Genomic DNA, 24,644 nt, shown 5'->3' on the forward strand with positions numbered 1-24,644 from the left:
ATGTCGTGAAAAAAAACAAATGGAGTTGCCTCAAATTTTGAGCAACTCCATTTTCCATTAAATAAATGAAGATAAATAAATTATAGCTGTACCAATCACGCTTAAACGCTTTCAGTACAGCTACTTTTGCCTTGGCATAATTGAGTCTGGAACCGAATGTTTAGACATCCGATGAAAGAAGTTAAACTATTTCAGAGTAGCAATGTACTCAGCGATTGCTTTTGCTTCCGCTTCAGTTTTCATTCCAGGTTGCATTGGAGTTCCTTCGATACCATTAGTTAAAACGTCAACGATACGAGCTTCATCCAAGCCATGTAAGTTTGGTCCTACAGCACCAGTTAAGTCAGCAGCGTGACAGCCAATACAAGATTGTACTAAAGCTGAACCGTCATCAGTAGCTTCTGTTTTTTCACCGCCGCCTTCTTTTTCAGCAGCAATTTCTTTTTTGTCTCCTGCACCTGTTAAAGACATGAAGAAAATAAGTCCAATACCAAATGCCAGAATTAAGATGTAAGGAACGACTGGATTGTTTTTCATATGTTTTCCCTCCTCATTGTAAATCTACTTCTATTATAATATAGAATCAGTCAACACCTAATATTGTACTTCATTAACCATGAAACGAAAAGCCCTATTCGCTAAGTTTTCCTTTGTTTGTAACAATTTCGACATTTCTGTATCTATTGGATAAAATATGTCTTGTTTTCTCCAATATTTGGACTATCTATTACCTTTTAGCAATTTGAAACTAACTTTTCACACGCAGTTATCTTTCCATTATTTACGCTTTCGTATACCATGAAAATCAAAAATTTCTTATAACCCTATTGCAAACAATTAATTAGCTAAATAAGTTATCCTAATATCTTAAATCTGTATTTTCAAAAACTCATTCTGTAAATGTTTCCTAAAAATCATACTACTTTTGCAGAAAAAATAAATTTTGATGATACAAAAAAAGAATCTGTAAGCTAGTTGAAAGCAAACAGATTCCTGATAGACAAAGTGGGTTCTTAAGATAAGTTTATGATATAGTAGCCAATCAGTGCTAGTAATCCTAGAACACCTGAGATCGTGAAATAAAATAACTTCATTTTTATACCTGACCAAAGCCAAACCCCACAATTTGCTGCAATCAAGCAAAACAATGCAATATTATCTCCATTAAAATATGTAGTGTAAATTCGAATAGTCATACTGAACAATAAAACTGCAGCTAATAAATGAAAAATAGGAGCTAATAAATCATTTCTCCGTGCCACTCGAAACGCTGTAATAAATAATGTTAGTGCGGCTATTCCAACGATTACCGTTAAAATTAACATTAAAGAGGTTATTGTAAAATACACAAACAGAAGAGCAATCATAGCGATACATATACCTACTATTAAAAATACCAACTTTCTCTTTTCAGAAGGTAATATAGCTTGCTTATGATGTACTGGGTTCAACTCTTCAAGATCAGCTCCTTCTGCGTAAAGAGTCGCTAAAAAATCACAGTAGTGCTCTGGTAATAGCTTATTCTGCTTCCAAAACAATATCTCATTTAAGATTATTTTTTTTCGAGGATTTGTCATAGTAGTTACTCCAAACATTGCTTGATAATGGTTGTTATTACAATTTTATCTCAAAATCTTCAAAAACACATCTGTATAAAGTAGCAAAAATAGCAAAATTGTCTCATTCTAATTACTCGATATCAGTATTTTTCGAAACAATATTTAAAGTTGATGTAAGTAATTAGTCACTTCTCTTTCGCAGTTATTCTCTCGGGGCGCGGATATTTCCTTCTCTTCCCCGGATATTAAAAAAGGGCTATCCGATTAGTCATTACTAATCCAAATAGCCCAACTTGATTTATTCTATTCTAAGAAATCTTTTAAACGTTTGCTGCGAGAAGGGTGGCGTAGTTTTCTAAGCGCCTTCGCTTCAATTTGGCGAATACGTTCACGTGTAACACCAAATACTTTTCCTACTTCTTCTAATGTACGTGTGCGACCATCATCTAAACCAAAACGTAGGCGAAGGACATTTTCTTCACGGTCAGTTAATGTATCTAACACGTCTTCTAATTGTTCTTTTAACAATTCATATGCTGCATGGTCAGATGGAGATTGAGCTTCAGAATCCTCGATAAAGTCTCCTAAATGTGAATCATCTTCTTCTCCAATTGGTGTTTCAAGAGATACTGGTTCTTGTGCAATTTTTAAAATTTCACGTACTTTTTCTGGTGTTAAATCCATTTCTTCACCAATTTCTTCTGGAGATGGCTCGCGGCCTAAGTCCTGTAATAATTGGCGCTGTACACGAATTAATTTATTAATGGTTTCTACCATATGCACCGGAATACGGATTGTACGTGCTTGGTCCGCAATTGCACGTGTAATTGCTTGGCGAATCCACCATGTTGCATAAGTGGAAAATTTAAAGCCTTTACGGTAGTCAAATTTCTCAACAGCCTTGATAAGCCCCATATTCCCCTCTTGAATTAAATCAAGGAATAGCATCCCACGACCAACATATCGCTTCGCAATCGATACAACAAGACGTAAATTTGCTTCTGCTAGACGTTTACGTGCTTCCTCGTCACCTTGCTCAATACGTTCCGCTAATGCGATTTCTTGGTTGGCAGAAAGTAAGTCAACTCGACCAATTTCTTTTAAATACATGCGTACAGGGTCATTTATTTTTACACCTGGTGGTACACTCAAATCATTTAAATCGAACGTCTCTTCGCTTGCTTCTTCTTTCATTAAGCTCTCTTCTTCAAATTCTTCTTTTCCGATGATTTGAATGTCTTTATTCTTTTCAAGATCCTCAGCAAAGTGGAAAATCTCTTCATTCTCCAATTCATAAGGCGCTAATTTCTCTGAAATTTCTTTCATCGAAATTTCACCTTCTGTTTTTGCTTTTTCTTGTAGTATTTTTTTTGCTTCATCTAATGTAATTTCAACTTCTACCTCTTTTGAACGTTCTGACTTGTCCGCCATAAACCTTCCTCCTTCTAAACAACCGAATCGGGTTAAATCGCCGATAACGATTTTCTTAAATGAATAATCTGTTGGGCGATTTCAAGTGCACGCGCATACTCATGCATCTTCTCCGCTTCCTTTGACTCATGCATCTTTTGTTGAATTTCTTGCTCAATTCTATATTTTTGCAGCTGTCGTATTGAGTCTGTGACCTCCGCCTCTGCTTGGTCGGGATCTCGCTCTGCTAAAGCCGCTTCCATAACAATCTTTCGTAATTCCGAGTCATCTAATATCTCAACAAAACGCTGATAATCAGGATGACCATATTCCTCATAAAATCCTACTAAGCGAACAAAAACTGCCATATAGGCATCTCGTACAAATGGCTCTTTTTGCTCACTACGTAATACCTTGTCCACTACATCTATATTATGAAGCATATGAGCCAGTAATAAACGTTCGGCACGTTCAGCTGCGTCCATAGGCTTATTTTGTTGAGTGACCGGCATCGAAGGCGTCTGAACAGGCATTTCTACTTTTGCAGAACGCACCTGATTTGCCTCTAGCTTTCGGAATTGAGCATAAATCGCTTCTTCCGAGATATTGGTTTCATTCGATAGCTGTCTTATATACAAATCTCGTTCAACAGGTGAGGATCTACCTACCAGTTGTTCAAGAACCTCTTGAATATATTGAAGCGTATCATTTTCAAATTGAAAGTTTTTATTTCGTCTAGCATGCATCATCATAAAAGCAATATACGCATGAGGGTTTTCCAAAATTTGTTCTTTAAATGCTTGTCCACCTAAACTACGAATGTATTCATCAGGATCTAGCTTATCTGGTAACACCGCAATATTGACTTTCATACGTTCTGTTTGAAGTAATTGTGCCGCTCTTTTTGCCGCATCGAAACCAGCATTATCACCGTCATAGCAAATCGTAATCTGCTCTACTAAGCGCTTTAGCTTCGTGATATGCTGATTCGTAAGCGAAGTACCCATTGTTGCTACGGCATTCGTTACACCAACAGAAGTTGCTGCTAAAACATCCATAAATCCTTCCATCAATACTACTTGACGATTTTTTCTAATTGAGGTTCGTGCTTTATCTAGGTTATATAGCACTTCACTCTTTTGAAATATTGGTGATTCTGGACTATTTAAATATTTTGCCTCTTCACCAGTTGATGAAAGGATTCGTCCTGAGAATGCAATAATCTTACCGTTCTCATCACGAATAGGAAACATAATACGCCCTCTAAAACGGTCAAAATAGCGCTCTTCCCCTTCTCGCTTGATGATTAAACCACTTTCTGCGATTTCTTGTAAGTTATAACCTTTTCTTTCAAGCAATATTGTTAATGCATCAAAGCTTGGAAGAGACCATCCAATGCTATTAGATTCTATAAGTTCCCTTGTAAATCCTCTTTCTAGTAAATAATTTAAAGGTTCTTCACCATCTTCCGTATTTAACAGTAAATGATGAAAAAAATCTGCTGCAAAAGCGTGTGCTTCTTTCATCCTTTCTTCTGCTTTAGATACCTTTTTCGTTACTTCAGGTAAACTAGGTCCAACATCTAATTGTATGCCAACACGTTCACCAAGTTTCACAACTGCGTCAGGAAAAGAAACACCTTCTATATCCATGACAAAAGTAATAGCGTTACCACCTGCACCACAACCAAAGCAATGAAAAATTTGTTTGTCTGTTGACACAGAAAAAGATGGCGTTTGTTCTCCATGAAATGGACAGAGACCAAACCAATTGCGTCCACGCTTTGTAAGCTGCATATATTCGCTTATGACATCAACAATATCCGATTGTGTACGAATCTGTTCAATCACTTCTTCTGGAATTTTCCCTGCCAAATCATCACCATCTTTAAATTACGTTCTAAAACACAATTCGCTATCCGATTTAAAAATCCTTTATTTCTCGACAAAAAAATAGGATTTTTCTCTTTAGCAATATTTTTACCACAATTTTATTATTATAAAACAAAAATTAGTTTTTATCTATACTATTTTCAAAACCTACTCAAAAAAACCGCCTCTTACAACCGAGGTGGTTTATCGAAATTCGTTTCTTATTTACAGGTCGAGATATGCTCAATAATGACATTTGCTGTTTCTTCTACAGCCTTATTTGTCACATCAATAACTTTACAACCAATTTTACCGACAATTTTTTCAAAATGCTGAATTTCTTCTAATATACGCTTATGTTGCGCGTAGATAGCATCATCATTCAATCCAAGAGTCATTAATCTTTCTTTTCTAATTGAGTTTAATTTATCAGGAGAAATAATTAAACCAAAACATTTTTTTGGATCAATCATAAATAGTTCTTCAGGTGGCTCCACTTCTGGTACTAAAGGGACATTCGCCACCTTATAGCGTTTATGTGCTAAGTACTGTGATAATGGTGTTTTAGAAGTACGTGAAACACCAACAAGTACGATATCAGCCTGCAATAAACCACGTGGATCTCTTCCATCATCATATTTTACTGCAAATTCAATAGCCTCAATTTTTTTAAAGTAATCATCATCTAGCTTATGAACGATTCCTGGTGCTTCTAATGGGATCTCTTCCATAAATGTTGCCATTGTTTTTAAAGCAGGTCCTAAAATATCGATTGCATATACTTTTTCTTGTTCACACAGTTCATGTAATAACGATCGCATCTCCTGCCGAACAAGCGTGTACACAATAAATGCCTGCTGTTTCGCTGCAAGGCAAACAATTTTTCGGATGAGCTCCTCTGACTGAATATGAGGAAAACGCCGAATCACCGTGTTTTCCAAACCAGGTCGAAACTGGCTAATAACTGCTTTCGCTACTTGGTCACCAGTTTCCCCGACTGAATCAGATATAACAAAAACACGTAGTCTTTTCATGCTGTTCTCCTTCAAATATTTAGACATTCTGTACAAGCGATAAGAAAGCTCGTGTAATCGTCGTTTTTGTAAGACGACCGACGATTGTCAATCCGCCTTCCTGTGGCTCTACTACTGGTAACGAATCAACTTCTCGTTCAATTAGTTTATTTGCTGCGACAACTAAAGAATCTGATCTCTCACAATACGAAATGTTTGGCATGCGTGTCATAATGATATGTACAGGGATTTTATTTAAATCCTGAGTACCAATACTTGTACGTAGTAAATCCTTGCGAGAAAGTACTCCTGTCAAAAACTCATTCTTATCCACGACAAAAAGTGTTCCAACATCCTCAGAAAACATGAAGCAAATCGCATCATATACAGTCATTGTTTCTGGTACTACAACCGGTCCCGAATGAAAATCTTTCACCTTTAAATTGTGAATACTATCCGTCAATGTAACGGATGTTTTTTTACCTGAATAGAAATAGCCAACACGAGGTCTAGCATCTAAAAAGCCCGCCATTGTGAGTATAGCTAAATCTGGTCTTAAAGTCGCTCTTGTCAGATTGAGACGTTCTGCAATATGTTCGCCTGTAATTGGGCCGTTTTCTTTCACAATTTGTAAAATGTCTTCCTGACGTTTATTGAGTTCGATTGGACTCACCGCCTCAAATCTAATAGTGTTATACTTATGCTCAATTATTATATACTATAGGATGATAGGTATGCAAAGTATTACACTAATCCTATATAAATGTTGTTATAACAAGGGTTTAGATGATTGAAGCAGTATATCCAAAATGCAAGATAAGGCATAAAAAAGCATGAATCTGTGGCAAGTTGTGGCAGAGTGTGGCTAATAAATGGCGAGCGTGTGTATAGGAATGTGTGAGTGATTTAGATTGGGGCTAACTGCTTCAATCTTTTTTTGTTATGTAAATAGACCATTTAAGGCTCTTCAGGATTATTTGCTTTTTCCTATAAAGAATCGGGCCAATAATTGAACGAATTACTTACAACAACAACATTAATTTAATATTCTTCCATACAAGTTAAAAATAAAAGCCATATCTCAATTGAGAAATGGCTAAAATAATGTTAGTGTCTTTCCTATTATAAATCCTAATTTACTACATCTACAAGATGAATATTTTGATCAATCTTTATCTGTTATTAAAGTTTTATATAACGCTTCCATAAAAGTGTAAATTTACAACATCTAAAAAGAATGACTGTTCCCGTATTACCTTCTGGTTAATCTAGGTACTTTAATCTTTGGTAATGTCCTACCTCAAGTGGACAACCCATTTTACACCCTCAGAATAATTTGTATTATATGGCCACCCCATAAACATGGCTACAATTGAATCTAAGTTTGATAAAATTGGTGCCTTTGAAACAACAGCATACCTTATATTTTAATTCCAAATCAGGTTAGCTATGACACGAACAATCCCAGCAGTTACAATCAAACATACTGCTAAAAAGAAAGTAGGTGTTAGTCATTCTTATAATCTTTGGGTTAACTTCTAAATACGCATTAATGCACCATTAGGCTTTGGTAACTCTTGAGCTGTTATCATATTCATTTTACAAAAATGTTTAAAAAATTGTTGTGCCAGCTCTCGTTCATTTGGGTCACTTTTCAACGAAACTATATCAAGCAAAATTTGAGCCATCCATAAATTTTCAAAATAACGATATTTACCTGTCTTCCATGTCATTTTTTCAGGGAATTTTTCATTTATATAATATTGCCAGAAAAGCAGCTGATCCGACTCCTGTTCTGTAAGTTGAATTCTGTATTTTAAATGAGCAGGAATATATCCATCTTCACAAAGCTTACCGACAAAATCTTCATTCACCATATAGACACCTAAGATACGTCTGTCTTTTTCAGGCATGCCGGAATCTATTGCTGTTAATAGGACAGCGCTATTTTGGTGCAAGCGGCTCGGCTTGTTTGGCTTTCCTTTGTTATTACCACTTTTTAATACGCCTGAAAAAACTTTCCGCTCTGAAAAAGAACTATTCTGTTCTTCTGTGTCACACCAAAAAACCATTTGTGATTCGGGATGAAGTTTATGGTTTTTCATAAGTTTTTCGTGTTCCAAGCGAAGTACCAGTTTTTTTCGTTGTAGTTTTTTTTCCTCTTCCTTCTTCCATTCTTCCTCTTTTCGTTCGTTTTCCTTTTTTTTCAAAATTTCTTCAAGTGACTTAGCATCACTTTTATCATGTAGTTTTAGGTGCTTTCCAAATACATCAGGGAAAACAAACATTTTATTTTCCGATGCGAAATGTATTTCAATACGAGAATCATTATGTTTAACTATACTACCCATGCCAAAACGCTTGTGTGTAACTTTCTTATTGATTAGATTCATTATTCTAGTCCTCCTTATGAAATAAAAAATCGGTTACTATTAGATAGTAAATTAATAATTTTATTCAACTAACTTCCTTTAAAGCTCACATAACTGTTTTAATTTTTTCTTCGGCTTAAAAAGGATATTAAAAAAACGTATCCAAATTCTATCTGCAAAAAGGACAGCGGAATTCGAAATACGATTTTAAAAAATAATTGTAAGACTATTATAACATTTTTTTATAAATTTACAAATTTATTATTGACAACATAATTTATCATGAAGTAAAATGAAAATTTATTCTCTAAATCCCCTTGAAATAGCTATGAAATAAAGGCCTCCAAAAAGTCGCGAAACTTCTGGAAAGCGCCCCTATAAATTAACCACTTGATTACGTGATAAGCATAGGAGGGCTTCATGATATAAAACCAATACAAGTAATTCCTTTCCTGGAAAAGAAATGGATGGATTAATCCGTGTACTAATCATAAATGCTGAATACGAGATATTTTCCAATTATGTTCCATATAAAAAGACCCCAATTTCGCAAAGGTTATTTGCAAAAAAAAACAGGGTCGGGATTGAATGTTCAGTTAGAGAAGGTCCCATTTTGTGTAAATGAGCTCTATGATCTGCCCTAAAAAATCCGGATAGATAGTTTTCTCTAGACAAAAAACCTAGAGCTGCACCAAAATCATTTTCCGTTAAAGGTAAATTATTCGAATCTATTTCTTTTAAAATTGCATATTTTAATTTTTCCTTATTCATATAATCGCCTCCTGATTCTATAATAAGTCATAGGATGGAAATTATATAATATATAAATGATACAAAAAAGCCTTACAATGTACTGTAAAGCTTTTCTAATTGGCATATACTAAATCTATATGCTAAACTATTTCTGCACTTCAAAGGGCATTAATCAATAGGCTGTAGCGTCTGCAAACGCTGCGGCTTTTTCTTTTCCTTCGAAACTTCTTTCAATCACCTTACCAATAATCTTCACCTGATGTTCTCGCACTACATGGATATGTTCACCTAGCAACATAATTTGATTCCCGAAGCGGGTAAAGGCACTAACAAAACGCACCCCATCCGCTTCAAAAACCGCTAAATCCTTTCCGTTACTTCGAGGCTGTTCCACTGTTGAAACTAGTACCTCATCACCTTCTAATAGTCCTAGAAACTCGTTGTCATTTGATACTTCAAGAATAAATGTATTAGTCATTACTTAGTTCTCCCCTATTCTTTAATTCTTGTATTTTTAAATTAATAAGCTTTGCCACTTCATTAGCTGATTCCCTTGTGTAATCAACCTCAAAGAAATCGGCAAACCCCTCTAATGCGTAATAAAATGCATTGTTTTCTTCTAATAGATGCCTTTTATATCGATCAATCCATTCTGGTACCTTTTGTGCATCCCTTACCGTTCTTTCAAATTCACACAAAACCATATCTGTTTCCTTATAAACAAGTTGTAAAGTCAATAGGCTGTCTACGTATGTGCTGTGAATTGAGAATATATCTTTTGCAAGCCTTTGCATTCCCCTACCTCCCTAACTGTACATTGAATTGTTCTTTCGCCTTCTGGGTAATCAATTCCATTAATTCTTCAAAACTAGTTTTTCTGTAGTCGATACTAAAAAGATCAGATAGTTCCTTAATCATCAAAATAATTGCTCGTTCTTCAACCAACATGTATTGTCTGTAAGATTCAATCAAGAAAGCCGCTTCATCTTTATTTTTAAGAACCTGTTCATACTTATGCAATACATGACCTGTGCTGTTGTGTACAGTTTCTAACATTAACAAGTTTTCTTTTATTGTACTTTGGATATAGTACATGTCTTGTAGGTTCAATTTCATAAGTACACCTCCGCTTTCTATTGCTATTTAATTCGCTGTATTAGTTGCTGTATATAACCGTTAAGCATGGCTCTGACTAATTGCTGGCGTTTCTGGTCTGTTAGTTGCTTTAAGGGTTCACCTACCTTTGTACACTCTTATTTTTAAATACAATCAGTAATTACAGTAATACGCTGGTCATACAAATAAACCTCAATCGCATTGATAGCCGCTACTAACGCATTCAACTCTGTCAGCAACTCACTATCCCTCGTTTCCTTCCATTCGGCTCCAGCTGCATGGAATTGTTCTTTGAGATAATCAAGTGTGTTTTGTAAACGCATATCGCTTCTCCTCTTTTCTGAGTCGCTTTTATATTTGCTGTGTGAGCAACTTCATATAGCCTTTTAGCATGGCTCGTGTTATTTTCTGGCGTTCTTGTGATGATAGTACCTTCATACATTCACCTACCTTTGTTGCATGTCGGCTATTTCTAGTCCATTCACCGACTGACTGTCGATAGCCAACTTGTAAAAGTTTATATTTCCACTGTAAATCATAAGATTGTCTAAATCAAGCATTTTGTAAAAATAAATATTGCTAACGACAATGTTTCAGTTGTCAAAAGCAATATAATACATGGTATAATAACATTGTAGGAGGTGTTAGAATGTCTTTAACGATGGGAGAAAAAATTAAAGTTCTTTTGAATCGAAAAGATATGTCTGTTCAAGATTTAGCCGAACTACTGGGGCAATCAAGACAGAATATTAATACGAAATTGAAGAAGGATAATTTCAGCGAACAAGACTTACGAAAAATTGCTAACGTGTTAGAGGTTGAATTTGAAGGCTTTTTCTTCTTAAAAAATGGAGACAAAATCTAATAGCAACACAAAAAGCATCTACTCTTCTGGAGCGGATGCTTTTTGTGATTATGGGGGCTATTATTTGTCACGTACTATAGAAATAATCAATAGTAGTGGTATTTCAACGCCAGTCTTTGAGACAGGAAATCAACCAGTGCCAATCTGGTACCTACTCTATATAGATACCTCAACTTCCCCAATATGACGATAATTGTCAGATTGATTACTACTAGGCAAGGATTAAAAATGGACATTAGTATTAGGTAACGCCAAAGTTGGCGACACTTGGCATTTCTCCACTTGTGGGGAAAAAGGGGGTGTCCTTTCGGATATGTGTGGTGAGGGTTGTCGAACTTTTAAAAAAATGTCTGAAATTTCATGGACGGATTTATTTCGGCTTTTTGTGACTGATTATGCTTTTTCGGTAAATATTACGAGAATGGATTTGGCGGTTGATAATTTTGAGGGATACTCTAAAATTCCAACCTTGATAGTAACAGTATTATTATTAAAACTGGTGAGGAAATCGGTCATACTTTGTATTTCGGTTCTTGGCAGAACGATATACAAATTCGATTTCATGAGAAAAATATAGAGCAGATTATGAAAGGGAATGAAATCCCTAAGTTCAAGAAAACAGATATTCAAATTTGTTTAAATATAATAAAGTTCTAAACTGAATAATAAAGTTGTAAACTGAATAATTAAGTTCTGAACTGAATAATAAAGTTGTATACTATTGAGGATATTTGTTTATAATAGTAACCTTAAATACGATTTTTTTATTTTTTGTAGCTTTGTAAAAAAGATTGATCGTTTATAATAAAGATTGATAATTTGTAATAAAGTTTGATAAAAATCATCTCTTTAGTTGTTATTCTTTGAGATGATTTTTTTATTGGACATTTATGTACAACCCAAATAACAACGACGGTGAAAATTCCCCCTGTGCTTGCTATTCTGTATGCATTAACACTCAAAGTGTCATTCAAATAAGATTTCTTGTCGTATAATAGAATAGAGCATTTCTCCAATCTGTTAATTTGTGTGTAGTAACACTCATTATACAGGATTTGGGGAGGTGCTCTATTTTCTTGTCATTTTAAGCTTAGAGCGGTATGGCCTCAAAATTATGAAATTAACTCACTCAATAATATGAAAATAAATTATTCATCGAGAATTAATTAATCGTTATATAAAATCCGAATTATTTAAAATATCTGTTACTTCCAACTTGAATGTCTCATTCTCTATTACAGAGTGAATTAATGGACGGTCCCCAATAAGTTCTATAATAATTTGATGCTTATTTTCCTGAGCAAAATGGATTATTTCATCAAATTGAGTGTGATTATAATAAATGTCAACATCATAGTATTTTCTTAATTCACGAGCTATAAGAAAAATCTTAGGATGGAACTCTACGTTAGCATCAGCTAATAGTATTTTATGAGGCAGTAATTTATCTTTGTTAATATAATCTAGGCTTTTCAAAACTGATAATAATCTTTCTAAACCAAAGGCTAAGCCAACTCCTGGTTCATTTAAATTGCCGACAGCAGAAACTAAATTATTGTATCGTCCACCACCTAAAATTGCTCCGATTTCAGAGTCAATAACCAAACCCTCTAATATATAACCTGTATAATAATCTGCTCCTCTTGCTAATGTTAAATCAATTTTGATGTTGGATTGAACATTTTTTGGTAAATAAGAGAGTATAAATTTCAAATCTGCTGTCGCCTTTGTAGAAGAGAGACAGTTATTAAAGAACTTTTCAATTTGACTTATTTGATTTTGTAAATCCTCATATTGAGCTAAAAGGGTAGAAAAACACTCAATTTCAATCAGTATTTGATTAGCAATATCTAATGGAATTTTATTTTCTATTAGTTTATTTTTTATACCTTGTAATCCGTCTTTTGAAACTTTATCTGCATAATCTAAGGCTCTTTGCAATCCGAGGTGTTCTTCTTTGGTACTCAAACCAACTTTAAGTGCTAAGGCTTGAATAAGTAGTCTATGATTTATTTTCAAAACAAAGTTTTTTATTCCTAATTTATTAATCAATTCATGTGCCATTATTGTAATATCGATTTCAGCTAATAAACTGTCTGAGCCAATAATATCAGCGTCGCATTGTGTAAATTCTCTAAAATGACTTTTTCCAGGTTCGTCATCTCTAAAAGAGGGACCAATTTGAAATCTTTTATAAGGTCTCGGTATATTTGGATACATACTTACTACTCTAGCCAGCGGTACAGTTAGATCATAGCGAGGGATAAGATATTTGTCATTTTTATCTTTTATATGAAAAAATAACTTTTCTCCTTCCCCGTGGTGTCCGTTAAATGTGTCTAAGTATTCTAAAATAGGTGTTTTATGTGGATTGAAACCATAGTTTTCATAAACGCCTTTAATTATATTGATTATATGTTCTCGATATCTCATGTCAATTCCTAAAACATCTTCGGTTCCCTCAGGAATTGATAAAGTCTTTTCATTTAGGTTTAAAATCATCTTTGAATCTTCCTTTCGTTGAGTACTTTGAATCGTATTAATTTTTATTTTGAAAATAGATCAAGAAAGTTAATCCTATTAAGATGAAAATGCCTCCCAATAGTTGAAGCGGTTCCAATACTTCCTGCAAAAATAGTAAGCCAAAAATAGAGGTGAATATAGGTTCTACCATACTTATCATAGAAACATTTGTTGAATTAAGAATCTGTAGTGATTTAAATAAAGTTATTTCACCTATAATCGTGGAAATAAGAACAATGCCGAATATATATATCCATGCATTTGAATCAAAATTCCAATGTAGTTCATTGGTTATTAGGCCTATGAAAATTACACCCAATGCAGCAAATGAGGTAACAAATGTACTTGTTACAACGGGGGAATTATTGTCGGTGACTTTTTTTCCAAGAATCATATATAGTGCATATACAATAGCTGCTAATATCGCTAAAAATACGCCTTTCATATTTACACCTTGAAAAGAAACGCCTAATAAAAAAATCATACTAATAAAGGTGAAAAATAAAGCTATGATTGATTTTATCTTTAACTTTTCTTTGTAGATTAAAAAGGAAAAGATTGAAACAAATATAGGAAATGAAAATAATAATAAAACGGCCATAGAAGATGATAGATATTTTAATGATTCAAAATGTAGTACAGATAACAGTGTAAATAAAACACCACCCAATAGAAAAAGTAACTTTAAATCCATTTTACCTATTTTTAAAGGTGTTTTTTTCCATAAAAGAAACAAAAAAAATAGTAAAGAACTTATTGAAAATCTTAAAACCAGTAATGTATAAACTGAAATCCCATAGCTATAAGCTTTTTTTGCGAAAATAGGCATAATACCAAAACAAATAGCTGAGATTATTGCATAAATAGTGCCCTTTTTTAAATCTCTCACACTAACCTTCCTTCACAAATTTATGGAAAGATGAAAAAAATAATAGTAAACCGAATTCTTCACTCTTCGCTAAATTCCGTATATCTGATAAATATAAGTTGCTACAGCAATTGATGCACCCTCGAGTTAATTTAATCCTAACATTACAAATACTTACATTTCAATGGTGTATTTACGACATTTTTGTGTCGGACACCGCCACTTCTAGACCAATGAGAGAGGGTTTTTCCAAAGTTTATCAATGAAGAGTAATCATTTGCATAAATGATCTCTAGCATAAGGATACGCATGTCGTATTTCCAAAATAAAAAACGGCGGTTCTGAAATTATTCAAAACCGCCGTTTAGGTATATAGGATATACGCTACAATTTAAAATTAATTCATATCATCACGAAGTGCATCGACGATATTTTCTTTTTTAATCATGCTAAGTGCGTACATTGTTGTAATAAATATCACAAGGAACACACCAAGTACGCTAATGCCAATACTGCTCCAAGGGAATGTGAATTCGACTTCAGCTCCGCCCATGAACGTACCTTTATATTTAGCCAAGCTAAAATACCTGAGATAGGGAGTCCAAATAGTAATGTTTGGAACCCATAAAGGGCACATTCAAAACCCGTTTTTTCACTCATCCCCTACTGTTCATAGCGATTTACCATTCCAGCCAATTTTCTAACGATGGTTCACACTGCACTATTGATTGTGGAAGACTATCACGTTCATTTAACCAATTGTAGAAAGGCACTGGACGTTCTCTATACGCTTTGTCCTCCATAAATGATGATTTAGTCGACTTATTCCACAAACGCTCAACAAGGGGGTGCCTACGTTTTGTGGGTACTTTAAGATATTCTTTGTATAGGTGTTTTGTATAGTTTTTCATTAATTTCAATTAAGGATTTTTTTCGTCAGTAAACTCGATTGCAATAAGCTGTAACCTTTTATTTTTCAGAAAAGCCCCATAATTCTCTCTTCTCTTATCAAAGACTTGGATGTGGTATATTATTACCGAATCTAAATTACTCAATATATCCAAAGTTATTAGTAATTACCATTTTTCTTACAATAGCTTTTGAAGAAAGTTGAGCCAATGGGGGAAATATTTTTGAAAAACTTATCAATTAGAAAGAAAATTCTAACTCTCATTACGTCCGCTGTTATTTTTTTGCTAATTATTTCAGGTGGTGGTTTTTATAACATTAACGATATGGCAAAAAGATCTAGTGAAATGTACGACGAATCACTTTTGCCAATTCAATATATCGGTCAAATCCGAACTGACAATCGTGCGATGGATGCTTTCGTTTTAGAACTCATGATTACTTTGGATCCTAAACGTAATGCCGAGCTACAGGCAAACATCACAGAAAGAGCTCAAAGTATTAAAGAATCAATCGTAAAATTCGAAGACTCTTACAATGGACAAGAAGATGAACGAAAACTATTAGAGTCTCTTAAATCTAACCTCGACGGTTATATGAGTGCCATGACGGATGTCATTGATTTGGCTGGTAAGAACCAAAACGAGGATGCTTATTCTATATACTCTACAACTTTAGATGCCTTTCTTGAGAAAGCTGCAGCTGATGCACGCAATCTTATGACTCTATGTTCTGAAGATGCCAATAAGCTGAATGAAGAAAATAAACAAAGTCTATTCACTACTATGATTATTTCTGCCATTCTCTCTGTTGTGGCCATTATTTTCTTTATTACATTGGCAACATGGATTGGACGTTTAATTGTAAATCCAGTTAAAGAGTTGCAGGCTAATATGTTAAAAGCAGGCGACGGTGATTTGACTGTGCAAGGTACCTATTCATCCAAGGACGAAATCGGTCAATTAACCCAATCATTTAATTCGATGATTAATAATATTCGTAATACAGTAACAAAAGTCACTGAAACTGCTAATCATGTAGCCGCAGCATCTGAAGAATTGAATGTTAATGCAGCAGAAACTACAAAAGCAACAGAGATGGTTGCAAGTACGATGGAAACTATCGCTCATGGATCAGTAGAGCAACTAAATAATGTCTCTAACACCGTCAATACTGTCAATGAGCTTTCAACAGGTGTGCAACAAGTAGCTGGAAATGCTCAAGCTGTAACCGAACTTTCAGGTGACTCTTTATCCCTTGTGATAAATGGTATAAATGCCGCAAATCAAATGAATCAACAAATGATAGACATCACAGATCGAGTAAAAGGCTTATCCGAAGTTGTCGACTTGTTAGGAAAACGTTCTAATGAAATTGGTCAAATTATTGATTCGATTACAGCGATTGCTGAACAAACAAATCTTCTTGCCCTGAACGCCGCAATTGAAGCTGCACGTGCTGGCGAGCATGGGAAGGGCTTTGCCGTCGTTGCAGATGAGGTTAGAAAATTAGCAGAACAGTCTGCTGTTTCTTCAAACCAAATTGAAGTGTTGATTTCAGAGACACAGAAAGATACTCACAAAGCTGTTGAATCAATGAAGTTAGTAACAGCGGAAGTCACAGAAGGGATTAAAACAACAGAAAATACACGTACAACTTTCGCTTCCATTCAAGGTGCCATTCAAAGTGTTACGATGCAAGTAGAAGAAGTATCTGCAGCGGTCGAGCAAATGGCAGCAGGAACTGAAGAAATTGTTGGTAGTATGAATACAATCCATTCCATAACTAAATCTACTACAGCTGGTACAGAGAGTATTTCTGCTACAACTGAAGAACAAATGGCATCTATGGAGGAAATTTCATCATCTGCTTATGCACTTGCAAACTTGGCAGAAGAGTTAAGAGACATGGCAGCTCAATTCCGAGTTTAATATGATTATCACTGGCAGCACCACTTTTTTAACATTTAAATATGACTTTTCACATTATCCAAGGAATAACAACATCATTCATATAAAAAAGAAGCGGTTAGATCATTTTTTGATCTAAACCGCTTCTTCTATTACGTTTAGTAGTTTATTTAAAATCGATAAATGGCGGATCGTAACATCAGCCGAATTATAACTATTAAATCTTTCTATTTAGCAACAAAACCCTTCAACAATATTAGGAGAAGTAGAAAACGAAGTAGCTGAGGCACTTTATACAAAATACAAACCTTAAAGAATAAGCACAAAATGACCAGGTACTCATTATTGAATTGAGTCCTGGTCATTTGCCTAAATGTATTAAATTAAACGGTTGGTAGCTTTTTGGATTACCCGAACAATAAAATGGCTACCCCTATAATTACACAAGCAATTCCACTTAAAAATTGACCAATTCCGGATGCCTGCCCAGTTAAAAACAGATTAAAAATATTCTTGCTTTTTTGATTCTTTCCAAAAAGACCATCATCTGTTTTCATTCGATAAATTCCCCAAGCAGTTAAAGCAATCCCAAAAATAATAAAAATACCTACCATATTAAATAATCTCCTTATTTGTCATTTTCATCAAAAATAAAAACTTCCTCTATCGATTGATTAAAAATCGATGCAATTTTATAGGCAAGTAATACAGAAGGATTATACTTCTGATTCTCAAGTGAAATAATCGTCCTTGAAGATACACTTACACGATCAGCCAATTCTTGTTGAGTTAAATTATGCTGTTTTCTTAAATCTCGCACTCTATTTTCCATATTCATCCTCCATTAGAATTAAAGGACTCGTTCATAGAAAAACTTAGTTACAGTATTGAGGATGAAAAGAGCTAGTATTAATAGTAAAAGAACCGCTTTTACAGATAATACAATAAAATTACTCAAAAACAGCAAAACTATTATTAATGAAGCTATACATTGCATAGTTATATTTGAAGCTTGTCCTTCAATAAGAGCATCTCTTTCATCATATTCTTTCGATAAATCATCCTCTTTTTCTGATTTTCTCAAATAGATTGTAATCGATACAATCAAAATAATACTACCAGCAATGAAAAGATAAATTGCTGAATTTTTGTCTGTTGGATCCATCAAAAGACTAATAACACCTAACATTATTGCAAGGAACGATATTAATAATCTTTGAAATAGCTTTCGTTTCAATACAATACTCCCCTCTAAAATATGAAGCTTACTTCACATGAAGTTTATTTCATATTACATACTTTTCAAAACTGAGTCAAGTTAAATATTTGCCAAATAACGAAATTTATATTACAAATACCAAAAAACTTACTAAGTTGGCTGTGTATCATGTTTAACATTCAACGTCAAAAGGAGAAAATAACACTGAGTTTTCTGTCGTTTTCGAATGTAAATCAGAATAAGTACATAAACAAAAAAATACCAAGTTCTCGTTTTATAGTGAGTACTTGGCACTTGATTATAAAGCTGGTTACTACAAAATTGCTGTAATTTAGTTATTTTAACATCTTATGCATACCATCATTGGTAGGGAAGATGAAATTTCGTTTCCCTTTCATTTAAAGCTCCCACTGCTCTCTTAACTTTGTTAAGAATTTCATTTTGCTCCCATCATCACCGCACGCATCAGGATGCATCTTCTTTTCATTATCGTTGTAGGTACTAGATGAAGCAGTTGAGTAACTACTACCGCCACTTAAATATTTGTTATAATTACGCTCGAAACTGTCTACTAATTACTAGCATATCCATACCCTATCAATCCCCCTTCCATAACCCATTCTGCACTGTAGCGTCTGCAAAACGCTACGGCTTTTTTTATTTCCTCATCAATTAACAGGCAACCGAAACTCTTCTTCATTATATTAAACAATGAATTCCTAGATATTCTGCTATAAACAATCTTTTTATTAAAAAATTCATTTAATAGACGTATTACTAATCACGTTTCAACGTGAAAACATAACCTATTAGTGTGAGGCTTAGAATATTTCGAAAAAAAAGTTATGGGGTCAGAAATATAAAAGGGAGGTGACACAATAATGAACAACAAAAATCTCCAAAGTTTTATTTGCAATGATTGTTGTGAAGGTAATAATTTTTTTTGGCCCCGTATAAAAGCTATAGACATATCTTCTATTCAATCTCCTCCAGTCTTTATCCCTGAAGGAACTATTATTCCAACGATAAATAGATACTTCTATATTGTTACAGAAGATATTGATCTAACAAACGGAGCAACCCTTCCAGCTAATTTATTTACAGATGATAATGGCGATCCAGTAACAGAATTCAAACTTTTTAATCCCAATGGATATGTCAATCTTTACATCAATGCTGTGATGCAAGAGGGCGGTGCCTATAAAGTAACCCCAGATTCGTTAACTCTTAACCCATTTAATGCAACTATTTTTGCTGGAACTCCAATCATTATAGAATCATTGGGATTCCAACAAATGTGATATAAAAATTTTTTAAATTATGCTTCTTCCCTTGAAAGGAGGTGAAAAAAATGGCACTTTCAATTATTAATATCCATGTAAATGTTACAGGTACTTCGACTAGATTCTTTAATGTATTAGCAGCAAGTTTGGCGGTCGCTGATGGTACCACTATCCCTGCAACTGCCTTTCTAAATGATAGTGGGACTGCTGCTACTGCTTTTCCAATAGTAACGAACGGCTACTATAATTTCTATATCAACGGTGTATTGCAAGAAGGTGGATCGTATACAATTTCTGCAACAGAGTTAACTTTTAACGGTGTTACTGGCACAATCACAGCAGGAACTCCATTAGTAGTAGAAGCTGTAGAATTAGTTACACAAACTTAATGATTTATTTTTTAATTAATCACTAAACTAATAAAACTCTAATTCTTAGGCAATGAACTGACAAGTTATAATAGGTTGAAGCTTTCTAGCCTTTCTTCTATTTTGGTGCTTAGGGTCACTTTTATCCCAAGTGGCCCTTTTATAATGGTACCCATACATCTTAATAGGTAAGTTTAAAGAGTACCTTGGTACCAATACATATTTGAGTTGAATTTACGTCAGTTTGGTGACAGTTGAAAAAGGAGAACGAAAATCTCGTCCTCCTCGCTTATAGACCCCACTGATCTTTTAATTTGGTTAGAAGCTTCATCTTGCTACCATCATCACCGCATGCATCAGGATGAAACTTCTTAGATGCCATTCTATAGATTTCATGTAGCATCTTCATTTCGTCATCGTTGTAGTTACTAGTCGAAGCGGTTGAGTAACTACTACCGCCGCCGCTTCCACTATAATACTTTTCGTAGTTACGCTCGAATGCTTCCTCACTACGTCTTCTATATTCTTCGTGTACCTTTTTCTTAACCTTTAGCTCCTCTAAGTAAGCTGGATTTTGCAACGTACCAAATACGTCATAGCAATACCTGTATTCGCCCTGACCATATTCTTTTTCAAATGCTGCCTCTGCTTCTCTATGTGCCCTAAGAATCGCTTCTTGTTCTTTCTTAACCCTATATTCTTCTGTCTGTTGAAACTCCAATTCAATTTGTTCAATGAGTGGTTCCAACTTAGCGTTAATAAGTTCATGAAAGGTATCTTCATCAATGCCCATTTCATTTAATTTCTCCTCTAAAGTCCGACTAACATAATGATCGCCGTACCAGGAATCTATGAAATCATAGTAACTCATTGTGCAGATAACCCATTGTTTCTTTTTCACTTCACCTTTTTCTCGGTAGCTGTGATGAATACTAATTTTATAGGCATCTAAAATTGGTCTTTCAAATCGTTCATCGCTGTATGTGTAACTGTATGACGTCTTAGGTTCTTCACCAGCAAAGCAAAATGTTGTCTCACTAACAATGATTTCTTTACGTGTGCCATACGGATCCTGCTTCTTCTTTTGTATTTTCTGAATGACACAAAACATGTATCTTCTCCTTTCTATGTAGTTACTTTCAAAATGTCTAGAGTACCTACACAACTAATAACACGCTGCTGTCTTTTGGAAGCGGTCTTTGATCGTAAACTTATCAGCAAAGTTTTGTAACGCTCTTTCAGATAAATCGACTCGGCCATACTGTTTTTCTTTTTCTCGCCGCTTCTTAATCTCCTCGTCAAATAAACCATCACGATCCCAGTAATCTGAAAGCAACTCATCTTCTTTCATTTTCTCTACCTGAGCATCCCATTCAGTAACCGACAATTCATGAGCATCTTCTTTTATTTGGTCACGTTCTAAAACAAAGCTCACACACTCTCTCAGCGTTTTTAATACATCAGGGTATAAATCAACAGGATTTGCTTTCCAAGTCTCATATTGTGCTCGCTCGTCATCATAGAGAAGGGAAACTGCTTCTTCTAATACTTCAATACGCTTTTTCACTTTTTCCATGCGTTGATTTCTTTTTTCATAAAGCTCCACCAGATAAATAGCATACTCTTCAACATGACACGCCAATTTGTAAATGCGCCCGCTACCATAATCGAAACCTGTTATCGTTGGAGCAATACCTCCATAAGCTTCTTGTCGCTCCGCTTGATATACTCGTTCGATTTCTTCTATTTCTTGTTGCGCATGTAAGTACGCCCAAAATTGGCTGTCTTTTATCATACTGTCACCCTTTCATTCGTTCTTCCCTTGCTTTTAAGCGGTCAGCCATACTTTGTTGCCTTTTGTTTGATATATTCTCTGAATTGACTTCCTGAGAGCTTAGAAGCTTATGCATTTTTTTATACGCTAAATCTTCTAATGCTTTTAAGTTATTTATAGCCCTTGTAGGCTCGGTTTGAACGTAATCGTAGAAAACCATAGCTGTACGCTCTCTTGGCACATTATCGAGTCTATGGACTAAAATAAGCTCGTCCTTAAACTTCAATTCATCCCAGCAACTCGAGAGTACATCTTGAGCCTTTTCAATCACCTCGATAGCTGCCGATATTTTATATCGTTTCACCTCACCTTCTGGCATTGTTTCTGCTTCTTTTAGCGATTCATAAGCAGCTGGTATTTGCTTTTTAAATAGGCGTTTTAATTCATCTAAAGTCAATATCTTTCACCATCCCGTATATACAGTACACCTACATTTTCCAACATCTTAGTGGGTTGCCGACAAAAGCCAACATCTTCGAAGCGGTTATTAGCCTCCTACAAGAGACATACCTTGGCATTTCTTAGCATCCTTAATACGGAAATATGTTAGCAAAAGTTAGCATGGTTGCATTCTAGATGCACACTATTTTTTTGAATTCATGTATGTGTTCAGTTCGGAATTTTTAATCACATATTCATAAGCTTTACTGCCTGTTAATGCACATACTTTTCATACACTTTCTTACTGACTGACAAATCAAGTCGGAATTTCTCTTTTGCGATCATTAAATCAACTGTATCGGCTAAGATTGGCTCTCGTTCAATTAACATCTCAGGTGTCATCTGATTTTTCTTTAGAGATTTCACGTGTCCATGACGACTAGAAACTGCTTTGTTAGCAATTGTATTTGCTTTTATAAAGCTCACCGTTGTTGGTTCTAGTAATGATTGTTGCAACTTAGCCATTGTTTCCTTTTGATGCACTTTGTCTAGCATCCTAAAGATTTGAAAACCTTCTAACCCTGACGACTGGCGAAGTGTTTTAACTACTTCAAATAGCCAATCTTCAAATGCTTCTGCTTCAGGTCTTTGTGAACGAGTTATCGCTTTGTAAATCCCTTGTTCGGATATTGCTGTAAACTTCTGATTCATACCAGTCAATTTGACATGTGTAAGAAATTTACTTTTTAAGTGTCTTGTCATAGCAGCTGTACTACTGTAACAAAGGGCATCGGCTATATCTTTAGCAATTCCCCACCACTCACCTTCAATTTCCACAAAACGAATTTCATAATCGAGCCATTTCTCTGTTTTGATGTCCACTATGTTTTCCTCCTCTCATTTTTCAAACATTGCAACCATCGCACGAAAAGGTTGCATCCTTTTTTCTTGGATATGCACACTTTTGGATGCATACTTTTTGTTCTAATTCATGGGTTTTCTTGGGGTTTGTTTGTTTTGGAAAAGTATTTGTGTTGTGTTTTGGAACGTTCCAATCAACTCTCAAAATAACGCTATGAAACGACTGCTTTCCCTTAGTTAAATCAATGTAGTACTACTGGCAAACGATTGGAGTACTACAATGGAGTACTCCGTAAAATGTTAGGTTTTGCAAGGCTCTAAAATCACTAATACCTTACGTTTTCTTACTGTCCTGTTCCGTTTGGGAAGTGAATTGAGTTCCGTTTTGGAAACGTTGCAACCTTAACATTTCTTAACATGTCCAGTGCATCAAAAACGTAATTTTTCTGAGCTTTTGTAGCATTTCAAAAGGAACGCTGTTTAGTAACGTTACCAATCAAAACTCCATCATTTGTAGCCTTCAAAACCAATCATCGAATCGTTGCATTTCTTCCAATTCCTTATAATTCCGATGTGCTAGCGGTTTAGCCAATTTGAAATATTGTTCCTGGTATTCAGTATCTGGAAAATACTCAATCAATTCAGCGCATCTACATACAGCTACACCGCCTATCCAGTTTTCTTTCGCTGCTATTCTCCTAACAGTTTGATAAGGTACCCCAAAGAGCTTGGAAACATCCTTTAACGATGTACGGCTATTCTGTTGTGAACGTACATAGTATTCTCTCATCCAATCCCAATCGTATTTCATGTTCAAATACCATCACCCCTAAAACACGTTTTACAGCCCTTTTAAGAACATTCGTTTCATGCTTGTACTTTTTCTCATAAATTAGATTCAAAACGCTCCTGTCGCTCCTTGTGCGCTCTAAGCTATATCTCCACCGAACGTCTCTATTACTTCTACTTGTCGAAGCTCCTCATAATAGATTCGTTCATTTTCATTTAGCATTGATCGTTTTTTATAAAACTGAATGAGCTTTACAACCTGTTCTACAGCTTGTTCCTTATGGATTACCTTTATGTCGCTGGCCCATATAACGAGTGCTTTATCTTTTCTACTACGTCGAGCGTTGAATAATAACCGCTCTGCTAACATCCTTTCGTCAATCCCACGTCTTACGTTGCGACTGAAATATTGGAAGACTTTTGCCATATTATTACGCCCGTTCGCTTTTAATATTGGGCGTATCACTTCTACAAACGCTTTGTGTAATGCTTCAACTTTTACTTTATCCATGTAGTTCCGCTCCTTTACTAGCATTTCAGGTTTTATCAGGTTCCTAAGTACGCTCAAACGTCAAATTTTGTCATGTATTGCGTTAGCCTTTCCCTTTCAAACATGCTGAAATTGCATAATTTCTTTTTAGGTGTCCGATTTGTCCGATCACTACCTTTTTATGGCTGCCGAAAGTTCCTTTACACACAGGAACGTTAACATTAGTTAACACCCAGCCCTTTTAGTGAGG

The 24,644-nt window shown here is 34.9% G+C and carries 28 protein-coding genes and 1 pseudogene; 5 read left to right on the forward strand and 24 right to left on the reverse strand.

Going from position 1 to position 24,644, the window contains the following annotated elements:
* Positions 1-186: 186 nt before the first annotated feature.
* From AB9L17_RS16470 to AB9L17_RS16525, 12 genes are all read right to left on the reverse strand, one after another.
* Positions 187-537 carry a c-type cytochrome gene (locus AB9L17_RS16470; RefSeq protein ID WP_068983598.1) on the reverse strand — a complete coding sequence of 117 codons (351 nt, stop codon included), beginning with the start codon at positions 535-537 and terminating at the stop codon, positions 187-189.
* 476 nt (positions 538-1,013) lie between these two features.
* Positions 1,014-1,577 (reverse strand): hypothetical protein, encoded by a 564-nt coding sequence (locus AB9L17_RS16475; protein ID WP_068983599.1) that lies wholly within the window; start codon positions 1,575-1,577, stop codon positions 1,014-1,016.
* Positions 1,578-1,862: 285 nt separating this feature from the next.
* Positions 1,863-2,990, reverse strand: coding sequence for an RNA polymerase sigma factor RpoD (gene rpoD / locus AB9L17_RS16480; protein ID WP_068983600.1), 1,128 nt, complete (start codon positions 2,988-2,990; stop codon positions 1,863-1,865).
* 32 nt (positions 2,991-3,022) lie between these two features.
* Positions 3,023-4,843, reverse strand: a complete 1,821-nt coding sequence (dnaG, locus tag AB9L17_RS16485; RefSeq protein ID WP_223555999.1) for a DNA primase — start codon at positions 4,841-4,843, stop codon at positions 3,023-3,025.
* A 218-nt stretch (positions 4,844-5,061) separates the two neighbouring features.
* A complete protein-coding gene (locus tag AB9L17_RS16490; protein ID WP_068983602.1) occupies positions 5,062-5,874 on the reverse strand; it encodes a pyruvate, water dikinase regulatory protein in 813 nt (270 codons plus the stop codon).
* Between the two features lie 19 nt (positions 5,875-5,893).
* Positions 5,894-6,526: a helix-turn-helix transcriptional regulator gene (locus AB9L17_RS16495; RefSeq protein ID WP_068983603.1), complete on the reverse strand. Its 633-nt coding sequence runs from the start codon at positions 6,524-6,526 to the stop codon at positions 5,894-5,896.
* 865 nt (positions 6,527-7,391) lie between these two features.
* Positions 7,392-8,246, reverse strand: coding sequence for a malate synthase (locus AB9L17_RS16500; RefSeq protein ID WP_375199478.1), 855 nt, complete (start codon positions 8,244-8,246; stop codon positions 7,392-7,394).
* 498 nt (positions 8,247-8,744) lie between these two features.
* On the reverse strand, positions 8,745-8,996 hold the full coding sequence (locus AB9L17_RS16505) for a hypothetical protein (protein ID WP_375199479.1): 252 nt from the start codon (positions 8,994-8,996) through the stop codon (positions 8,745-8,747).
* A 154-nt stretch (positions 8,997-9,150) separates the two neighbouring features.
* Positions 9,151-9,456 (reverse strand): hypothetical protein, encoded by a 306-nt coding sequence (locus AB9L17_RS16510; protein WP_375199480.1) that lies wholly within the window; start codon positions 9,454-9,456, stop codon positions 9,151-9,153.
* Positions 9,449-9,772, reverse strand: coding sequence for a hypothetical protein (locus AB9L17_RS16515; RefSeq protein WP_375199481.1), 324 nt, complete (start codon positions 9,770-9,772; stop codon positions 9,449-9,451). The genes AB9L17_RS16510 and AB9L17_RS16515 overlap by 8 nt, the downstream gene beginning before the upstream one ends.
* Positions 9,773-9,776: 4 nt before the next feature.
* Entirely contained in the window at positions 9,777-10,094 is a 318-nt protein-coding gene (locus AB9L17_RS16520) for a hypothetical protein (RefSeq protein WP_375199482.1), read from the reverse strand.
* 143 nt (positions 10,095-10,237) lie between these two features.
* On the reverse strand, positions 10,238-10,417 hold the full coding sequence (locus tag AB9L17_RS16525; protein ID WP_375199483.1) for a hypothetical protein: 180 nt from the start codon (positions 10,415-10,417) through the stop codon (positions 10,238-10,240).
* A 326-nt stretch (positions 10,418-10,743) separates the two neighbouring features.
* Between AB9L17_RS16525 and AB9L17_RS16530 the strand changes: the two genes are divergently transcribed.
* Positions 10,744-10,959: a helix-turn-helix transcriptional regulator gene (locus AB9L17_RS16530; protein ID WP_374966278.1), complete on the forward strand. Its 216-nt coding sequence runs from the start codon at positions 10,744-10,746 to the stop codon at positions 10,957-10,959.
* 1,173 nt (positions 10,960-12,132) lie between these two features.
* Here the strand turns inward: AB9L17_RS16530 and AB9L17_RS16535 are convergent.
* The 3 genes from AB9L17_RS16535 to AB9L17_RS16545 form a co-directional block, all read right to left on the reverse strand.
* On the reverse strand, positions 12,133-13,461 hold the full coding sequence (locus AB9L17_RS16535) for a histidine--tRNA ligase (RefSeq protein ID WP_375199484.1): 1,329 nt from the start codon (positions 13,459-13,461) through the stop codon (positions 12,133-12,135).
* 37 nt (positions 13,462-13,498) lie between these two features.
* Positions 13,499-14,371, reverse strand: a complete 873-nt coding sequence (locus AB9L17_RS16540) for a DMT family transporter (protein ID WP_374966275.1) — start codon at positions 14,369-14,371, stop codon at positions 13,499-13,501.
* 376 nt (positions 14,372-14,747) lie between these two features.
* Positions 14,748-14,927, reverse strand: coding sequence for a hypothetical protein (locus AB9L17_RS16545; protein ID WP_375199485.1), 180 nt, complete (start codon positions 14,925-14,927; stop codon positions 14,748-14,750).
* Positions 14,928-15,468: 541 nt separating this feature from the next.
* Between AB9L17_RS16545 and AB9L17_RS16550 the strand changes: the two are divergent.
* A pseudogene (locus AB9L17_RS16550) lies at positions 15,469-16,248 on the forward strand (MCP four helix bundle domain-containing protein); the annotation flags it as partial.
* Positions 16,249-16,371: 123 nt separating this feature from the next.
* Positions 16,372-17,190 carry a methyl-accepting chemotaxis protein gene (locus AB9L17_RS16555; protein ID WP_375200807.1) on the forward strand — a complete coding sequence of 273 codons (819 nt, stop codon included), beginning with the start codon at positions 16,372-16,374 and terminating at the stop codon, positions 17,188-17,190.
* A gap of 386 nt (positions 17,191-17,576) precedes the next feature.
* Here the strand turns inward: AB9L17_RS16555 and AB9L17_RS16560 are convergent, their stop codons facing one another.
* The 3 genes from AB9L17_RS16560 to AB9L17_RS16570 are packed head-to-tail and all read right to left on the reverse strand — an operon-like array spanning position 17,577 to position 18,406.
* Complete coding sequence (locus AB9L17_RS16560; protein ID WP_375199486.1) at positions 17,577-17,783, reverse strand: hypothetical protein; 207 nt, start codon at positions 17,781-17,783, stop codon at positions 17,577-17,579.
* 14 nt (positions 17,784-17,797) lie between these two features.
* Complete coding sequence (locus AB9L17_RS16565; protein WP_068985171.1) at positions 17,798-18,001, reverse strand: helix-turn-helix transcriptional regulator; 204 nt, start codon at positions 17,999-18,001, stop codon at positions 17,798-17,800.
* An 18-nt stretch (positions 18,002-18,019) separates the two neighbouring features.
* Complete coding sequence (locus tag AB9L17_RS16570) at positions 18,020-18,406, reverse strand: hypothetical protein (protein ID WP_375199487.1); 387 nt, start codon at positions 18,404-18,406, stop codon at positions 18,020-18,022.
* A gap of 863 nt (positions 18,407-19,269) precedes the next feature.
* Between AB9L17_RS16570 and AB9L17_RS16575 the strand changes: the two genes are divergently transcribed.
* Both AB9L17_RS16575 and AB9L17_RS16580 read left to right on the forward strand, forming a co-directional pair.
* On the forward strand, positions 19,270-19,689 hold the full coding sequence (locus tag AB9L17_RS16575) for a DUF4183 domain-containing protein (protein ID WP_375199488.1): 420 nt from the start codon (positions 19,270-19,272) through the stop codon (positions 19,687-19,689).
* A 50-nt stretch (positions 19,690-19,739) separates the two neighbouring features.
* Positions 19,740-20,060: a DUF4183 domain-containing protein gene (locus tag AB9L17_RS16580; RefSeq protein WP_375199489.1), complete on the forward strand. Its 321-nt coding sequence runs from the start codon at positions 19,740-19,742 to the stop codon at positions 20,058-20,060.
* Between the two features lie 268 nt (positions 20,061-20,328).
* Here the strand turns inward: AB9L17_RS16580 and AB9L17_RS16585 are convergent, their stop codons facing one another.
* From AB9L17_RS16585 to AB9L17_RS16610, 6 genes are all read right to left on the reverse strand, one after another.
* Positions 20,329-21,150 carry a hypothetical protein gene (locus tag AB9L17_RS16585; RefSeq protein WP_375199490.1) on the reverse strand — a complete coding sequence of 274 codons (822 nt, stop codon included), beginning with the start codon at positions 21,148-21,150 and terminating at the stop codon, positions 20,329-20,331.
* Between the two features lie 54 nt (positions 21,151-21,204).
* The gene (locus tag AB9L17_RS16590; RefSeq protein ID WP_375199491.1) at positions 21,205-21,834 is read right to left on the reverse strand and encodes a hypothetical protein; all 630 of its coding nucleotides are present in this window, start codon (positions 21,832-21,834) and stop codon (positions 21,205-21,207) included.
* Between the two features lie 4 nt (positions 21,835-21,838).
* Positions 21,839-22,270, reverse strand: a complete 432-nt coding sequence (locus tag AB9L17_RS16595; RefSeq protein WP_375199492.1) for a hypothetical protein — start codon at positions 22,268-22,270, stop codon at positions 21,839-21,841.
* A gap of 257 nt (positions 22,271-22,527) precedes the next feature.
* Entirely contained in the window at positions 22,528-23,136 is a 609-nt protein-coding gene (locus tag AB9L17_RS16600) for a BRO-N domain-containing protein (RefSeq protein ID WP_289416778.1), read from the reverse strand.
* Positions 23,137-23,635: 499 nt separating this feature from the next.
* Complete coding sequence (locus AB9L17_RS16605) at positions 23,636-23,932, reverse strand: hypothetical protein (protein ID WP_375199493.1); 297 nt, start codon at positions 23,930-23,932, stop codon at positions 23,636-23,638.
* Positions 23,933-24,043: 111 nt separating this feature from the next.
* On the reverse strand, positions 24,044-24,415 hold the full coding sequence (locus AB9L17_RS16610) for a hypothetical protein (protein WP_375199494.1): 372 nt from the start codon (positions 24,413-24,415) through the stop codon (positions 24,044-24,046).
* Positions 24,416-24,644: the final 229 nt, after the last annotated feature.

It is taken from the genome of Lysinibacillus sp. RS11 (genome assembly GCF_042019215.1).
Lineage (GTDB): Bacteria > Bacillota > Bacilli > Bacillales_A > Planococcaceae > Lysinibacillus > Lysinibacillus xylanilyticus_A.

Excerpts from the sequence above, each read along its gene's own strand:
- AB9L17_RS16470 (WP_068983598.1), bottom strand. The coding sequence starts at position 537 with ATGAAAAACAATCCAGTCGTTCCTTACATCTTAATTCTGGCATTTGGT.
- AB9L17_RS16475 (WP_068983599.1), bottom strand. The coding sequence starts at position 1,577 with ATGACAAATCCTCGAAAAAAAATAATCTTAAATGAGATATTGTTTTGG.
- rpoD (WP_068983600.1), bottom strand. The coding sequence starts at position 2,990 with ATGGCGGACAAGTCAGAACGTTCAAAAGAGGTAGAAGTTGAAATTACA.
- AB9L17_RS16490 (WP_068983602.1), bottom strand. The coding sequence starts at position 5,874 with ATGAAAAGACTACGTGTTTTTGTTATATCTGATTCAGTCGGGGAAACT.
- AB9L17_RS16500 (WP_375199478.1), bottom strand. The coding sequence starts at position 8,246 with ATGAATCTAATCAATAAGAAAGTTACACACAAGCGTTTTGGCATGGGT.
- AB9L17_RS16505 (WP_375199479.1), bottom strand. The coding sequence starts at position 8,996 with ATGAATAAGGAAAAATTAAAATATGCAATTTTAAAAGAAATAGATTCG.
- AB9L17_RS16510 (WP_375199480.1), bottom strand. The coding sequence starts at position 9,456 with ATGACTAATACATTTATTCTTGAAGTATCAAATGACAACGAGTTTCTA.
- AB9L17_RS16515 (WP_375199481.1), bottom strand. The coding sequence starts at position 9,772 with ATGCAAAGGCTTGCAAAAGATATATTCTCAATTCACAGCACATACGTA.
- AB9L17_RS16520 (WP_375199482.1), bottom strand. The coding sequence starts at position 10,094 with ATGAAATTGAACCTACAAGACATGTACTATATCCAAAGTACAATAAAA.
- AB9L17_RS16525 (WP_375199483.1), bottom strand. The coding sequence starts at position 10,417 with ATGCGTTTACAAAACACACTTGATTATCTCAAAGAACAATTCCATGCA.
- AB9L17_RS16530 (WP_374966278.1), top strand. The coding sequence starts at position 10,744 with ATGTCTTTAACGATGGGAGAAAAAATTAAAGTTCTTTTGAATCGAAAA.
- AB9L17_RS16535 (WP_375199484.1), bottom strand. The coding sequence starts at position 13,461 with ATGATTTTAAACCTAAATGAAAAGACTTTATCAATTCCTGAGGGAACC.
- AB9L17_RS16555 (WP_375200807.1), top strand. The coding sequence starts at position 16,372 with ATGGAAACTATCGCTCATGGATCAGTAGAGCAACTAAATAATGTCTCT.
- AB9L17_RS16560 (WP_375199486.1), bottom strand. The coding sequence starts at position 17,783 with ATGGTAGGTATTTTTATTATTTTTGGGATTGCTTTAACTGCTTGGGGA.
- AB9L17_RS16565 (WP_068985171.1), bottom strand. The coding sequence starts at position 18,001 with ATGGAAAATAGAGTGCGAGATTTAAGAAAACAGCATAATTTAACTCAA.
- AB9L17_RS16575 (WP_375199488.1), top strand. The coding sequence starts at position 19,270 with ATGAACAACAAAAATCTCCAAAGTTTTATTTGCAATGATTGTTGTGAA.
- AB9L17_RS16580 (WP_375199489.1), top strand. The coding sequence starts at position 19,740 with ATGGCACTTTCAATTATTAATATCCATGTAAATGTTACAGGTACTTCG.
- AB9L17_RS16585 (WP_375199490.1), bottom strand. The coding sequence starts at position 21,150 with ATGTTTTGTGTCATTCAGAAAATACAAAAGAAGAAGCAGGATCCGTAT.
- AB9L17_RS16590 (WP_375199491.1), bottom strand. The coding sequence starts at position 21,834 with ATGATAAAAGACAGCCAATTTTGGGCGTACTTACATGCGCAACAAGAA.
- AB9L17_RS16610 (WP_375199494.1), bottom strand. The coding sequence starts at position 24,415 with ATGGATAAAGTAAAAGTTGAAGCATTACACAAAGCGTTTGTAGAAGTG.